The sequence below is a fragment of the Gottschalkia purinilytica genome (genome assembly GCF_001190785.1).
Classification (GTDB): domain Bacteria; phylum Bacillota; class Clostridia; order Tissierellales; family Gottschalkiaceae; genus Gottschalkia_A; species Gottschalkia_A purinilytica.
Window position 1 is genome coordinate 229,578 of sequence record NZ_LGSS01000003.1, and the last position, 15,362, is coordinate 244,939.

A 15,362-nucleotide genomic window follows, 5' to 3' on the forward strand; every position below is an offset into this window, starting at 1 on the left:
AAGTTTCTATAACAACTTTATATTATAAAATTTTTCTAAAATATTATCAATCTTCGATATTGGCAATCCTACTACATTAGAGTAAGATCCTTTAATCCATTCTACTAAAATTTCACCATAACCCTGAATTCCATATGCTCCTGCCTTATCTTTATATTCTTCTGTATCTAAGTATCTTTCTATTTTATCTGTAGATAATTCTCTAAATTTAACCTTAGTAGATTCATAATCTACTAATTTAACATTATTTGTTTTATTAACAATAGCAATGCCTGTTATAACATAATGTTCTTTTCCATTAAGGCTATTTAACATATTAAATGCATCATCTCTATCTTTGGGTTTTCCCAAAATAGAGTCCTTATATACAATGGTATCCAGAGCCAATATTATTTTATTTTCATCTTGTTTATTAGAAACATCTAAAACCTTTTGAAGAGCTAATGACATTGCAGTTTCTATTGGTCCTTCATCATCATTTATATATTCTTTTATATCACTAGGAATTATATTAAATTCTAAATTAAACTTTCTAAGTAATTCTTTTCTTCTAGGTGAACCAGACGCCAATACTATACTTTTCACTCTTTATCACATCCTAAGGTAATCATTTAATATAAAGCTTCATTTTAAATATCCACCAAGAGTATTTTTCATGTTTTTAACTAAATATATAGAACTAAGTCCTATAAAATATCCCGTAAAAAGACTAGTCAAAGCCATAAAAGGGAGATATGAAAAAATATTTATATTTTGCATAATTAAGCTAGCAACTGTTATTTGTAAAAAATTATGCGTTAAAGCTCCTAATATACTTACTCCTATCAAACTAAAATAGTTTCTTAAATACTCATAAGCTAGTGTCATTATTATAGTACTTCCAGTAGCAGACGGAATACTATATAATAAGGTTGAAAAATTGCCTGTAGCAAGAGCTAATACCAACCCTTTTAAAATTGATATAACTATAGCTTCTTTAAATCCAAATAACACCAACGCTACTAAAGAAACAATATTAGATAATCCTAGTTTAGCTCCAGGAATAATGATTGGAAAAGGTATCATACTTTCAACAATATTTAATGCAAGTCCTAGTGACACAAGTACTGATAAAAATATTATTTTTTTTAATCTCATAGTTTCTAGTCACTCTTTCTTAATAACTAATATAGTCAATTTCTTTATTAGTTTTAGACTCTGTTTTTATCTCTATAACAAGTCTATTTGGTAGGCATACTATCATTTCTCCTGGTCTAGTTATATAGCCTTGTTTTACATCAAGTTGATCTGGACAATTTGCTTCTACTACTCTAACTTTTCCTTTGTTTATCTCTAGCTTATTATACCCAAATTTTGTCTTAATTTCCAATGTTCTCATTTCTTTATTATCTAAAGTTATTTTTTTATATTTTTTCCCATCTAATTCTATGTTAACATATTTATTTGATGAATTTGTAGCTATTTTATTAACATAGTATATCCCAATGAAGCTCGAAATCAAAATAATAAATATAAGATATTTGTCGTATTTTGTCATATTTATTCATCCTTTTATAGTCACTAAAGGCATATGGTTTCACTATCTAAGTTTACCATTTCCTTATTTCATTTACAAGTTTAAATTTTAACCATAATTTGATCATAGTCATATTTAGTAGAAAAATGTCAAATAAAAAATCCTACTAAAATATATTTTAGTAGGATTTCCATTTAACATTATTTTATTGTAGAGTTATAGCTTTTTTAGGACATTTTTCAAAACATACTCCACATCCTATACATTTTTCTTCAACTACACTGTGAACTTCTTTTAAATTACCTTCAATAGCCTCTACAGGACATTGCTTAGCACATATAGTACATCCTATGCATAAGTCATCTTCAACTTTAGCCTTTTTTCTCTTTTCAAAATTTGCAGTTATTGCCTTTGTAGGACATTTCTCAGCGCAAACCATACAATTAGTACATTTATCATAATTTATTTTCGCTAAATTATTTTCAAAATCCATAGCATCAAATGGGCATGCTTTAACACAAATTTTACATCCTATACAACCAACGTCACATTTTTCTTTTACACCTTTACCAAGCTCTTTATTATTACAATCCACAAATACATCTTGATCATATGGTACTAGTTCTATAACAGACTTTGGACATACTTCTAAACATTTACCACATGAAGTACATTTTTCTTTATCTATTTTAGCTATTCCGTCTTCAATTACAATAGCACCAAATTGACAAACATCTTTACAACTTCCGAACCCTAAACAACCATAAGAGCATGATTTACTTCCACCAGAAACTAACGCTGCTGCTCTACAATCTTTTATTCCTTGATACTCAAATTTCTCAAATGTATTACAGTTTGTTCCTTTACAAATTACTCTAGCTACTTTTTTATCTGCTACCTCTGCTGAAGTTCCCATTATTTCAGCTATTTTTTCAGTAGTAGAAGCTCCACCTACAGGACATCCACTTGCAGGAGCTTCACCTTTTGAAATTGCCACTGCAAGTCCTTCACATCCTGGAAATCCACAAGCCCCACAATTTGCTCCTGGAAGAGCTTCTTTAACTTTTTCAACTTTAGGATCAACTTCAACGGCAAATGCCTTTGCTACTATAGCTAATCCTATACCGAATAATAATCCTAATCCCCCTAAAATGGCAATAGGAATTAAAATAGTTTCCATCTCTTTCACCTCCTATACAAGTCCAACAAAACCTAAGAATGCTATTGACATTAATCCTGCAGTTATAAGTGCTATAGGAAATCCTTCTAACGACTCTGGAACATCAGCTAAAGCTAATCTTTCTCTTATACCAGCAAATAATACTATAGCCAAAGTAAACCCTATGGCTGCAGCTAATCCATTAATTACTGTTTCTATAAAGTTGAATTCCATTTGTATATTAAGAAGTGCAGCACCTAGTACAGCACAGTTAGTCGTAATAAGTGGTAAGTAAACACCTAGTGATTCGTATAAAGATGGACTTGCCTTTTTCATAAACATCTCAACAGCTTGAACTAATGCAGCAATAACTAATATAAATACAATAGTCTGAAGATACCCTACCTTGAGAGGATCTAATATAGATTTTTGAACAATGTAGGTTACTGCAGATGATATCGTCATAACAAATGTTACTGCCATTCCCATACCTAAAGAAGTCTCTATTTTTTTAGAGACACCTAAGAATGGACATATTCCTAAGAATCTAGATAATACAAAGTTATTAACAAATATAGCACTGATTACTATAGTTAAAAGTTTCATTTTCCCCCTCCTTCATCTAACTTAACTACGATCAAATTATTTTATATTCTAATGGCAACTTGATTCAGCTTTCTTTTTAGTTACTTTATTTATTAATCCGATTAATAATCCTAATGCAAAGAATGCTCCAGGAGGTAATATCATTATTATTGCTGGTTGAAAAGCTTTACCAAATAATGAGAATCCAAATATACTTCCAGCACCTAATATTTCTCTTATAATTGCTAATACTGTAAGTCCAATAGTAAATCCTAGACCCATTCCGATCCCATCAAATATAGATGATACTGCTGAATTTTTAGAAGCAAAGGCTTCTGCTCTACCTAATATTAAACAGTTAACAACTATTAAAGGTATAAAAATACCTAGAGTTTTATCAAGCTCTGGTACATATGCTTTCATAACCATACCTATTATAGTTACAAATGTAGCTATAACAACTACGAAGGCAGGTATACGTATTTTATCTGGTATTACCTTTTTTAATAGTGATATAACTAGGTTCGATCCTATTAAAACACACATTGTAGCTAATCCCATTGCTAATCCATTGATAGCTGATGTCGTAACAGCAAGGGTAGGACACATACCTATAAGTTGTACAAAAGTAGGGTTGTCATTTATAATTCCATTTTTTAAATTTTTAAATATATTCATTTTTTCACCTCCATGGATATGTTATTTTGAGATGTCTTTAAATGCGTTTATAGCCGTATTTACTCCATCAGTAACAGCCTTTGAAGTTATAGTAGCTCCAGTTAAAGCTTGAATTTGTTCTTCGCTAGCTCCACTCTTCACTACTTCTAATTCTTTTTCTGCAGATTTTCCTTTATATTGATTTTGATATTCTGGGTTAGCTGCATTTGCTCCTAATCCTGGTGTTTCGCTGTTACTTACTACTTTCATGCCTTCTATTTTTCCATCAGAAGATATACCTGTTATAACTTCTACTAAATCTGCATATCCAGAAGTAGCCGTTTTTATAGCATATCCCACTGGTTTATTTGAACTATCGTATCCTACAAAAACCTCAAGTACTGATTTGTTTGAAGACATTATTTTTTCTAGCTTATCTTTTTCTAACGCCTTAAATTCTTTAGCTTTAGGTAAAATCTCTTTTCTAGCTTCATTATTAGCTTTTTCTTGTACTTTTTCTATATTAGGTTTAGTTATATCATTTGCAAACGCTAGTAATCCTCCAGCAATTGAAGTAATTATTAACAATATAATTCCTAGTTTTGTAATTTCTTTCATACTACTTCACCTCCCCGAAAACCTTAGGACTAGTAAGTTTATCAATAAGTGGCGCCGCAACATTCATTAACATTATAGAATATGATACCCCTTCTGGATATCCGCCTTTAAGTCTTATAACAGCAGTTAATATTCCTGCTCCTATTCCAAATATAATTTGTCCTTTAGGTGTAACAGGTGATGATGAATAGTCTGTTGCCATATAGAAAGCGCCTAGTATAAGTCCACCTGCAAAAACATGGTACATAGTGTTAGTAAGTCCAGTACCACCAAATAGTAATAATATGATTACAGTAGTTCCTATATAAGAGAAAGGAATTCTCCAATTAATAACTCCTCTATAAAATAAATATGCTGCACCTATTAATAGTAAAAGTGCCGATGTTTCTCCTAATGATCCTCCTATATTTCCAATGAATACATTCCATAATGATGGAAGATTACCTACTACTTCTCCACCTTTTAATATAGCTAAAGGTGTAGCTGTACTAATTGCATCTGGTCCTGGAGTCGTCCATGTTGTCATTATAACTGGCCATGATGCTAAAAGCATACCCCTAGCAGCTAAAGCCGGGTTAATAAAGTTATGTCCAAGACCTCCAAAAGCTTGCTTTACTATTCCTATAGCAAAAACAGATCCTATTACAGGTATCCACCATGGTGCTGATGCAGGTATATTGAATGCTAGAAGAAGTCCTGTAACTACTGCACTTAAATCTCTTATTGTTACTGATCTTTTCATAGCCTTTTGAACAATAGCCTCTGTTACAACAGCTGATACAACTGCAAGTACTATTAATTTTACAGCTGCAAACCTAAAGAAATAAATACTTCCTAGTGTAGCTGGTAAAAGTGCAATTAAAACATCTAACATTATTCTCGAAACTGTTTCATTCGATTTAATGTGTGGAGAAGATGTTGCTATTAATCTATTCTCCATTTATATCCCTCCTACTGATTAGATTTTCTTTTTCTATTTGCAAGCTCTTTTTTAGCAACTCTTACTGAATGTAGAAGTGGGCGTTTTGAAGGACATACGAATGAACAACAACCACATTCTATACAATTAGAAACATGATATGCTTCTGTTTCTTCAAACATTCCTTTAAGTGATAGTTGACTAATAAATAATGGCTGTATATTAACTGGACAAACATCTATACATTTTCCACATCTTATACATGCCTCAGGATCTGGAGATTCAGATTCTTGTTTTGTTAAAACTAATATTCCGGATGTTCCCTTAATAACTGGAACTTCATCTGTAAATTGAGCCATTCCCATCATAGGTCCACCCATAACTATCTTACCTGGTTCTTCTTTATATCCATCACACTGCTCTATAACTTCTTTAAATGAAGTTCCTATCTTAACTAATAAGTTTTTAGGAGTATTTACTGCTCCGCCAGTTATAGTAACTATTCTTTCAATTAAAGGCATTCCTGTTTTTATAGCATTTGCTATAGCTGCTGCCGTACCAACATTGTTAACTATGACACCAACATCCATTGGTAATCCACCAGCAGGAACTTCTCTTCCTGTTACTGCATTTATAAGTCTTTTTTCATCCCCTTGAGGATACTTCGTTTTTAATGCAACTACTTCTATATTTGCTTCTTTTTCTGCTGCTTTTTGTAATACTTTTATAGCATCTTTTTTATTATCTTCAATACCTATAAAACCTTTTCTTACTCCAACTGCTTTCATTATTGCCTTAAGACCATAGATAACGTTTTCTGGCTGTTCTAACATAAGTCTGTGGTCAGCAGTCAAGTATGGCTCACACTCTGCACCATTTAAAATAACTGTATCTATTTTTTTTTCAAGTGGTGGAGAAAGTTTTACATGTGTAGGAAAACTTGCCCCTCCTAGTCCTGTAATACCTGCTTCTTTAACTATTTCTATAATTTCTTCTTTTGAAAGAGAACTTAAATCTCCTTTAGGTTTTACACTTTCATGTACTTCATTTGCTCCGTCAGATTCTATTACTACAGACATTACTTTCTCTCCTGAAGGAGAATCTGCTAATAATATTTTCTTTACAGTACCCGAAATACTTGAATGTATAGGAGCTGATACAAAACCAGTTGGTTCTCCAATTTTTTGACCTACTTTTACCTTATCACCAACTTTTACTATAGGATCACAAGGTGCTCCTATATGTTGATGTAAAGGAATTGTTACTGTTGTAGGTTCTTTAGCTTTTTCTGTTTTAAACTTTTCAGAAAACCTCTTTGAGTATGGAGGATGTATTCCGCCTCTAAAAGTAAAGCTTTTTAAACTCATATATTTCACCTCTTACTTTCAAAATTAATATATTTATATTTTAAATTAATGCATTCTAAGTTTATTAAATTTATGTTTTGAATTTTATTGACTGGGATATACTTAAAAATGAAGTAAATGATATAAATAGAGGTTAATAATCATGATTGCATAATTATTAACTTGCACAAGAATATATTAATATATAAAGAAGTAATATGCAATACAATATATTATTTAATATTACATTTTTTGACCTTATATTTATAATAACTCATTATTTACTTTTTTGCATATACAAAGAACCCTTATTTAAGGGTTCTTTTACTGGTTATAGTAGTTTATATAATCAAAAAACGCTCGCATGAATCCGGAGTAACTTTTTTTAATACTCTCCTTACTTTTTATATCAAAGGATACTAATACATTTTTTCTATTCTTAAGATGTATCTCAAGTACATTCCTAATTTTCTTGAGATCTTCACTATGTGTATCACTAGAAACTTCTTTTATTTTAGAATCTATAATTTCTGTATTCTTATCTAATTTACTCTTTAAATTATTTATTTCAGAATCATCCATAGCCTTTCTCCATAAGTCTAATTCTTCTTTATATACTTGATTTATACTTCTAACTACTTCTTGCATTTTATTTATATATTTTTCTTCATAATCATAGTATTGCAATTCTTTCTTCTTTATATAAATAGTATTTAAAGTAGCATCTTTATATTCCTTTTTTATTTTTAAAAAACTATCTTTAACATTTTGTTTCTCAAAGCTAATTTCTGTATAAACCTTATAAGAATCAAATTTTGAAATATAACCTAATAATTTTTTATTATTAAGTTTTTTTAATTCTTTTCTGGCACTATCAATATCAGAAAAACTTCCTATACCTATATTATATAATTCAAAACCTTCTATATATATACTTTTTAATTTATCTCTATTCTGTTTTCTCTCTTCATCACTTTTATTGTTTCCTACCTTAGTATTAGTCTGAATATTATTTTTGTTTTTAATATTATTATCTTTATTTTTGGGGAGCCATTTAGATATTACTGGTACTATAACTTTTTTTGCCATAATATCTCCACCGATTACAGAAATAATAGGTATAATTATAAAAAAAGCTATAAGGAGTATATTTTTTTCTTTCTTTTTATACTTTTTCTTCTTCCTTATAGTTAATCTCAAAGATATCCCCCCTCTTAGCTATAACTTTAGTTAACTACTTCTATATTTTTCTTTTCTTTCCTTCTTTTGTGAAAAGCCTAATAAAAAAGAAACAGATAAAAATTTTTATCTGTTTCTTTTTTTATTTTATATATGGTGCGGGTGATGGGACTTGAACCCATACGTCATCGACACACGCCCCTCAAACGTGCCTGTCTGCCTATTCCAGCACACCCGCATTTAAGGTTACAAAATAAATTATAACCCCAATATTTTTAAAAGTCAAGAAATTTATTTATTACTATTTTGAAATTTTTTAGGTATATACCAGTTTTGTATTTCATCATATACATTTACAAAACTAGGTTGTATATCTCCTTCGACTCTTTTGTATCCTAGTATAGATCCATTTGTAAAAAACAAACTAACATAAGGTAATTCATCTAAAATATACTTTTGTAACTTAGCATAAGCTTTTTTCTTTTCTTCTCTTGAAATAGATGATTTTACATTATTTAATAAGTCATCCATTTTTTCATTATTATAGTTTATAAAATTATCTGTTCCAGACGAGTGAAACATAAAAGATATATCTGGTATGTAAGACAGTTCCCATCCTAGCACAGCTACTTGATAGTTTCCTGAAGTCAGTTTACTCTGTAGTTGTTGCCAGTCTGTGAGTTCTGTCTCTTCTGTTACATTTTCAAGTTCTATATCTTTATAGTCTTTTTCTACTTCTATTCCTATACTTTTCAGATTACTTGCTATTATATCAGTTGTTTTCATTCTCAATTGATTAGAAGAATTAGTAGTAATTTTTATAGTAAGTTTCTTACCATTTTCGTCTTCATATATTCCGTCTTCATTTTTATCAGTCCATCCTGCCGACTCTAATATTTTTCTAGCTTTTTTAACATTATACTTATAAGTTATATTTTTTTTAGAAAGTAACCATGAATCTGGGTGTATTGGAACATCTGCTTTAGTAGCATGTTTTAAATATACTTTTTCTACTATAGTATCCCTGTCTATTCCATAGGCAATTGCCTTTCTTAAAGCTTTTCCTTTTTCATCTTGAAATAACTCGTCTTTAAAATTAAATGCTAAAAATTCGTAATTTCTTGAGGGAAATTCATATTTTTTCACACTTTCATTTTGTGCATACGATTCCCAGTCTATCCCTAGACTAGAAGCTATGTTTACTTGTCCTGAATCAAAAGATACTAAAGATAATTTTTCATCTTTTAAAATCTTTCCTATAATTCTTTGTATATGGGGTTTTTCTCCCCAATATTCATCGTTTATATCTAGTTTAACAGACTTTAACTTTTCATATTTAGTTTTTTTATACGGTCCAGTCCCTATAGGATTATATCCTTGTAACGATAATGCTCTATCATAAGATCCTTGACTTACATCTCCACCACCAGTAAATCTATGCTTAGGCACTATCGGAAAAGTTAGAGTCTCCAATACATCACTAAACGTCTCACTAAAGTTTATTGTTATATTATAAATATCATGAACCTCTATACTAGATATCTTTTGAATATTAGCAACTCCATTTGTACTATATAAATCTGGAATTAATTCTGAATATTTAGAACTTGTAGATCCATACTTTAGAGTATCTATAGTAAATTTAACATCTTCTGAAGTAAAATCTGTTCCATCATGCCATTTTACATTTTCTCTTAGTTTTATATTTATACTCTGTCCGTTATTTTCTATTGTATATTTCTCTGCCAAAATATTTTTTATATTTAAGTTTTTATCTATGCCAAATAAACCTTCAAAGATAAGTTTATTAAAATAATATAAACTACTGTCTGTACTTAAAAGAGGATTCAATGTCTTTACGTTAGTTATAGGTACAGTTATTTCACCACCATCAACAGCTTTTTCTTTCTTAATTTTTTCTTGTTGCTTTTCACCAGTGGCTACTTTACTGCCTACACTACAAGCAACTATACTTATTGTTATTACTAAAATAAGCAATATACAAGCTAATCTTTTGATTTTCAATGCACACTTCCTCCTTAAATACTACAGCATCTTAACTAATCTCTGATTACTTATTATCCCCGGTATTCTTCCTCTTTTTGCAACCGGTTTCCCTTCTATTTCTTTTATATCCATAGTCATATCTATAGCAGGAGCTCCTGATATGTAACTTCCTACTCCAAATGAATCTACACCTGCCTCAGATAAAATTTTTATTTTATCTGGCTTTAATCCACCCGAAACAAATATCTTAACCCAATTATATCCTTCAAGATCCAATCTTGCTCTAATTTCTTTTACTAGCTCTGGAGTAACCCCTCCTCTTTCACTAGGAGTATCTAATCTTATTCCATATAGTCTTTCTCCCATTTCCTTAGCAAGTCGTAACGTTTCTTCAACCTCATCTTTAAAAGTATCAACTAAAACGATTCTTTTATAATCATTTGGCATTATCTCATCATATGCCTTAGCAACTTCTAGAGTATCTCCAGCAACTAAAAAAGCTGCATGAGGTAAAGTTCCTGTAGGATTTTCTCCGATTAGCTTAGCTGTTAATATGTTACTTACAGAACCTGCTCCCCCTATTTTTGCTGCTCTTTCCATAACTGGAGCTACTGAAGGATGGACGTGTCTTGTTCCAAAGCATATAAATCCTTTTTCTCCACATGCCTCTTTTACTTCTTTAGAAGCTGTTGCCCATCCACTTGGACTAGCAAGACATCCTAATATTATAGATTCATATATAGCAAAGTTTTTATAAGGTCCTTTTATTCTAACTAAAGTTTCCTTTGGTTCAAATTCACTTCCTTCTTCCAAAGCCCACATTTCGATATTTTTATCTTTTAATATATTCTTGACTTCTTCTATACCTACAAATACTCCTGACTTTCTAGCAAATATCTCTACTACTACTTCTTTATCTGCTATTCCCATATGTTCTAAGATATTCATAGTAGTAATGAAGTATATATCTGTAGTTACTCCTGATAAAATATCTTCATGTTGTGCTGAATGTAGTAATCTTTCTTCTTTTTTTATATCATATTCTTGTACATCTTTAATGCTTTTTATAAAGTTCACCGCTCCCATCCTTTCTAACTGTCATCATAATTTCAGATATTTATTAAAATTTAGTATAAGCATAATTATACCAACTTTAGTTAGTTTTTTTAAGCACAATTTATTTTATATCGAAATAATTATCTCCATAGATTTTTTTATAGTTTTCATAATGCTTAAGAACTTTTTCAACATACAATCTTGTTTCTTTAAAAGGTATGTTCTTTAAGTTTACCCCATCATCACTATATCTATTATCCTTAAGCCATTTAGATACATTTCCGCTTCCGGCATTATATGAAGCTATAACTAAATTCATATTATATTCAAATTGACTTCTTAATTTATTCAAGTACCAACATCCAATTCTAATGTTTACTTCTGGATTATATAATAATTCATCACTGTAGTTTTCTAACTCTATTTGTTCAGATGCCCATTGTCCTGTTTTGGGTATTATCTGCATAAGACCTCTAGCATCTTTTCTTGACTTAGCTTCATTATCAAATTTACTTTCTACTTTAATCATAGCTGCCACAAGCCATGGATCTAAGTCATATTTCTTTGAATACTTAATTATATATTCTTCATACTTTAATGGATATATAATTTTTAATATTTTATTTTTATTACTAATTATCCCTAAAAACAATATTCCCAATAAAAGTAGTACTAAAATAGTTTTAAATCTAACCGTTATAATTTTCAATTGCACACCTCCAGCTACATTAAATCCTGTCTAAAGCCTTTAATAAATTATTATACAGATAATCTATACCTTCATTATTATTTATAATTACATCAGCATATTTAACCTTTTCATCAATATGCATTTGTGCTTTCATTTTCTTTACTGCACTATTATAGTCTAGTTTATCTCTTTTCATCAATCTTTTTAGCTGAGTGTCTTCATCTGCATATACTATCCATATTTCATCAATTTTTATTCCATTTTCTAGAATACTATCTCGTATTTCTATTAATAAAGGGATGTCTAAAAATATAACATCATTTGTTTTAGAATATAGCTCTATAAGACTTTTAATCTCGTTTATTATATGGGGATGAGTTATTTTATTTAAAGTATTTCTGGCATTATCATCATTAAATATTATATGTCCTAGTCTGCTTCTGTCTATTTCCTTTTGACTGTTTAATATTTTTTCTCTAAATACTAAAACTATTTCTTTATATGCTGGTGTCCCAATTTTAACAATATCTCTAGCTATTTGATCTGCATCTATAACTACAAATCCCTTATCTTTTATCATGTTAGAAACTGTACTTTTACCTGTAGCAATTCCTCCAGTTATTCCTATGATTTTACTTTGTATCATACCAACTATCTCCTGATTCCATGTCTACTTTTAAAGGCACATTTAGCTTAATAGCCCCTTCCATAAGCTCTTTAAGCAACTTCTTCACTTCGTCAATTTCATCTATAGCAGTTTCCACTATAAGCTCATCATGGACTTGAAGTATTAACTTTGATTTTAATTTTCTTCTTTTAAGTTCTAAATAAACACTTACCATAGCTACTTTTATTATATCAGCTGCACTACCTTGTATTGGTGTATTCATCGCTATTCTTTCTCCAAAAGCTCTAATGTTAAAGTTTCTAGAATTAAGCTCTGGTAAATATCTTCTTCTATTTAATATAGTTTCTACATATCCATTTTTCTTTCCATTTTTTATAATTAAATCCATGTATTCTTTTACTTTAGTATAATTACTAAAATAATTATCTATATATTCTTTAGCTTCTTTTCTACTTATATTTAAATCTCTAGATAATCCAAAATCACTTATTCCATATACTATTCCAAAATTCACAGCTTTTGCTCTACTTCTCATAATACTCGTTACTTCCTCTATCGGAGTTCCAAATACTTCTGATGCTGTTTTAGCGTGAATATCTTGCTCTGTAAAAAAAGCTTCTTTTAGTTTAGGATCATCAGATATATGTGCCAAAACTCTAAGCTCTATTTGAGAATAATCTGCATCGACTAAAGTATAATCTGAACTTTTAGGTATAAATACTTTCCTTATTTGCCTTCCTTCTTCAGTTTTTATAGGAATATTTTGCAAATTAGGCTCTGTACTACTTATTCTTCCAGTAGTTGTAATAGTCTGATTAAAACTTGAATGTATTTTATTTGTAGTTCTGTCCATTACTGCTATAAGTCCATCTACATAAGTTGACTTTAACTTAACTATTTGTCTATATTCTAATATTTTTTCAATAATTGGGTGCTCATTCAATAGTTTTTCTAAAACTTCTGCACTAGTTGAAAAACCTGTTTTAGTCTTTTTTATAACTGGTAAATTCAACTTATTAAACAGAATTTCTCCCAATTGCTTTGGTGAGTTTATATTAAATACTTCTCCTGCTAAATCATGTATGTCATCAGTCAATTTTTCTATCTTAGAGTTGAAGTTTTTTCCAAGATCCTCTAATTGTTCTATGTCAACTGTGAAACCTCTATACTCCATATCAGCCAGTACACTTACAAGTGGAAGCTCTACATCATAAAATAATTCTTCCATATTTTGATCTTTTATCATGTTTTCAATACTACTTTTAACTTTATAAGTTACTATCAATTGAGCTACTAAAAAATTGGCTCTTTCATCTAATGAAATATCTTTAAATGTTTTCTTGTTTTTCCCGGTACCTAGTATATCTTTTTCATTAGAGATATTTTGATTTATATACGATTTAGAAAGTATTGATATATCATAACTACTTTGGGATGGATCAATTAAGTATTGACCAATCATGCTATCAAACTCGATCCCCTCTAAATTTATTCCATATCTTAATAGAACTAGTATTTCATGCTTAATATCATGACCTATTTTTTTTATATTTACGTTTTCTAAAATTTCTTTAAAAGTTTCTAAAAATATATTTATATTAATATCACTCTCTATAAAATCTATATAGTAGTTACTCTCGTCATCTAATTTAATTGCTATGCCTATTATGTCATCTTTAAGAGGATGACCATCGTAAATAAACTTAATATACATCTCTTGTAAAGACTTTATTTTATCTATTATTTCCTTACATTCACTTATATCACTCACTATATTATAGTTAATTTCAAGAGATTCTTCAGATAATTCCATATTTACATGCTCTGTATTAATTTTATTTATTAAACTTCTAAATTCTAATTTTTTATAAAGCTCATATAGTTTTTCTGAATCTGGTTCTCTTCGTTTCATTTCCTCTAACTTAACTTCTATTGGAATATTTCTAATAATTTCTGATAGTTTTCTACTCATAAAAGCCTGATTTCTATAAGTTATAAGTTTTTCTCTTAATTTTGGTCCTTTTACATTATCGATATTGTCATATATACCTTCCATTGTTCCATATTCTTTTAAAAGCTTAGTACCAGTTTTTTCTCCTACATCAGGTACCCCTGGAATATTATCTGATTTATCTCCCATAAGTCCTTTTAGATCTATAAACTGCTTAGGAGTTAATTCATATCTATCTATTACAGCTTTTTCATCATATATTTCTAATTCACTTATGCCTTTTCTTGTTAAAAGAACTCTTGTACTATCACTAGCTAACTGTAAATAATCTTTATCTCCAGATATTAATATAACCTCCATGTTATTTTCTTCGCCTATCTTAGAGAGTGTTCCAGCTAAATCGTCAGCTTCAAACCCATCAAGTTCTATTCTATTTATATTCATACTATCTAATATTTCTTTAAGCAATGGAAACTGCATAGATAGTTCACTAGGTGTCTTAGCCCTTCCAGCTTTGTAGTCTTTAAATTCAATATGTCTAAATGTAGGACTTTTTCTATCAAACACTACACTTATATAGTCTGGATTATATTCGTCTAGTACTCTATATAACATAGTTAAAAATCCATATACTCCATTTGTATAAATATCATCTTGTGTCTTTAATGGTGGTAATGCATAAAATGCTCTATGTAATAAGCTATTTCCGTCTATTATCATTAACTTTTCATTATTCACATTTATCACTCCTTAAAACTTATACATCTAAGCCAATACATTTAGTTAATTAAAAATAATTATTGGCTTTTGTGTATATGTTTTAGTATATATTAAAAGGTATTTCGAGTAAACAAAAAAGCCTCAAAACTTACGGTCTAAAATATCCCAAAATATATTAAGTAAATTTCTTTACAATTGATATAGTTTTTTTATATTAAAAATTCATTATTTGTATAGTTTCCAAAATACATGTAATCTAAATATATTTAATATTTAATATTTAATATTGATTTTTTTAAAAATTTATGATAATATAATTTAGTGGATTTA

Annotated in this window: 15 protein-coding genes and 1 tRNA gene; all 16 read right to left on the reverse strand. The window is 29.3% G+C overall.

The annotated features are described in order from the left end of the window. Window positions 1-6: 6 nt before the first annotated feature. The 16 genes from CLPU_RS04440 to polA all read right to left on the reverse strand — a co-directional run bounded on the left by CLPU_RS04440 (window position 7) and on the right by polA (window position 15,050). A complete protein-coding gene (locus tag CLPU_RS04440; protein ID WP_050354445.1) occupies window positions 7-585 on the reverse strand; it encodes a Maf family protein in 579 nt (192 codons plus the stop codon). Between the two features lie 39 nt (window positions 586-624). Beyond that, a complete protein-coding gene (locus tag CLPU_RS04445; RefSeq protein WP_050354446.1) occupies window positions 625-1,137 on the reverse strand; it encodes a Gx transporter family protein in 513 nt (170 codons plus the stop codon). Between the two features lie 19 nt (window positions 1,138-1,156). Then, window positions 1,157-1,537 (reverse strand): NusG domain II-containing protein, encoded by a 381-nt coding sequence (locus CLPU_RS04450; protein WP_050354447.1) that lies wholly within the window; start codon window positions 1,535-1,537, stop codon window positions 1,157-1,159. 184 nt (window positions 1,538-1,721) lie between these two features. Beyond that, window positions 1,722-2,696: an RnfABCDGE type electron transport complex subunit B gene (locus CLPU_RS04455; RefSeq protein ID WP_050354448.1), complete on the reverse strand. Its 975-nt coding sequence runs from the start codon at window positions 2,694-2,696 to the stop codon at window positions 1,722-1,724. Window positions 2,697-2,708: 12 nt separating this feature from the next. Then, window positions 2,709-3,281 (reverse strand): electron transport complex subunit RsxA, encoded by a 573-nt coding sequence (rsxA, locus tag CLPU_RS04460; RefSeq protein WP_050354449.1) that lies wholly within the window; start codon window positions 3,279-3,281, stop codon window positions 2,709-2,711. Window positions 3,282-3,329: 48 nt separating this feature from the next. Next, a complete protein-coding gene (gene rsxE / locus CLPU_RS04465; protein WP_050354450.1) occupies window positions 3,330-3,938 on the reverse strand; it encodes an electron transport complex subunit RsxE in 609 nt (202 codons plus the stop codon). A gap of 21 nt (window positions 3,939-3,959) precedes the next feature. Next, on the reverse strand, window positions 3,960-4,535 hold the full coding sequence (locus CLPU_RS04470; RefSeq protein WP_050354451.1) for an RnfABCDGE type electron transport complex subunit G: 576 nt from the start codon (window positions 4,533-4,535) through the stop codon (window positions 3,960-3,962). Between the two features lies 1 nt (window position 4,536). Then, window positions 4,537-5,475, reverse strand: a complete 939-nt coding sequence (locus CLPU_RS04475) for an RnfABCDGE type electron transport complex subunit D (protein ID WP_050354452.1) — start codon at window positions 5,473-5,475, stop codon at window positions 4,537-4,539. 11 nt (window positions 5,476-5,486) lie between these two features. Beyond that, window positions 5,487-6,821 (reverse strand): electron transport complex subunit RsxC, encoded by a 1,335-nt coding sequence (rsxC, locus tag CLPU_RS04480; protein ID WP_050354453.1) that lies wholly within the window; start codon window positions 6,819-6,821, stop codon window positions 5,487-5,489. Window positions 6,822-7,124: 303 nt separating this feature from the next. Then, window positions 7,125-8,000, reverse strand: a complete 876-nt coding sequence (locus CLPU_RS04485) for a hypothetical protein (RefSeq protein ID WP_050354454.1) — start codon at window positions 7,998-8,000, stop codon at window positions 7,125-7,127. Between the two features lie 133 nt (window positions 8,001-8,133). Beyond that, window positions 8,134-8,217 (reverse strand) — tRNA-Leu (locus CLPU_RS04490). 53 nt (window positions 8,218-8,270) lie between these two features. Further along, window positions 8,271-10,004, reverse strand: a complete 1,734-nt coding sequence (locus tag CLPU_RS04495) for a peptide ABC transporter substrate-binding protein (RefSeq protein WP_050354455.1) — start codon at window positions 10,002-10,004, stop codon at window positions 8,271-8,273. 21 nt (window positions 10,005-10,025) lie between these two features. Further along, the gene (locus tag CLPU_RS04500; RefSeq protein WP_097677531.1) at window positions 10,026-11,063 is read right to left on the reverse strand and encodes a nicotinate phosphoribosyltransferase; all 1,038 of its coding nucleotides are present in this window, start codon (window positions 11,061-11,063) and stop codon (window positions 10,026-10,028) included. 100 nt (window positions 11,064-11,163) lie between these two features. Then, window positions 11,164-11,751: a lytic transglycosylase domain-containing protein gene (locus tag CLPU_RS04505; protein ID WP_050354457.1), complete on the reverse strand. Its 588-nt coding sequence runs from the start codon at window positions 11,749-11,751 to the stop codon at window positions 11,164-11,166. Window positions 11,752-11,770: 19 nt separating this feature from the next. Further along, entirely contained in the window at window positions 11,771-12,379 is a 609-nt protein-coding gene (gene coaE / locus CLPU_RS04510; RefSeq protein ID WP_050354458.1) for a dephospho-CoA kinase, read from the reverse strand. Continuing rightward, complete coding sequence (gene polA, locus CLPU_RS04515; RefSeq protein WP_050354459.1) at window positions 12,366-15,050, reverse strand: DNA polymerase I; 2,685 nt, start codon at window positions 15,048-15,050, stop codon at window positions 12,366-12,368. Before polA ends, coaE begins: the two co-directional genes overlap by 14 nt. Window positions 15,051-15,362: the final 312 nt, after the last annotated feature.

What these genes read in the sequence shown, in the direction of transcription:
- CLPU_RS04445 (WP_050354446.1), bottom strand. Translation starts at nt 1,137, where the DNA reads ATGAGATTAAAAAAAATAATATTTTTATCAGTACTTGTGTCACTAGGA.
- CLPU_RS04450 (WP_050354447.1), bottom strand. Translation starts at nt 1,537, where the DNA reads ATGACAAAATACGACAAATATCTTATATTTATTATTTTGATTTCGAGC.
- CLPU_RS04455 (WP_050354448.1), bottom strand. Translation starts at nt 2,696, where the DNA reads ATGGAAACTATTTTAATTCCTATTGCCATTTTAGGGGGATTAGGATTA.
- rsxA (WP_050354449.1), bottom strand. Translation starts at nt 3,281, where the DNA reads ATGAAACTTTTAACTATAGTAATCAGTGCTATATTTGTTAATAACTTT.
- rsxE (WP_050354450.1), bottom strand. Translation starts at nt 3,938, where the DNA reads ATGAATATATTTAAAAATTTAAAAAATGGAATTATAAATGACAACCCT.
- CLPU_RS04470 (WP_050354451.1), bottom strand. Translation starts at nt 4,535, where the DNA reads ATGAAAGAAATTACAAAACTAGGAATTATATTGTTAATAATTACTTCA.
- CLPU_RS04475 (WP_050354452.1), bottom strand. Translation starts at nt 5,475, where the DNA reads ATGGAGAATAGATTAATAGCAACATCTTCTCCACACATTAAATCGAAT.
- rsxC (WP_050354453.1), bottom strand. Translation starts at nt 6,821, where the DNA reads ATGAGTTTAAAAAGCTTTACTTTTAGAGGCGGAATACATCCTCCATAC.
- coaE (WP_050354458.1), bottom strand. Translation starts at nt 12,379, where the DNA reads ATGATACAAAGTAAAATCATAGGAATAACTGGAGGAATTGCTACAGGT.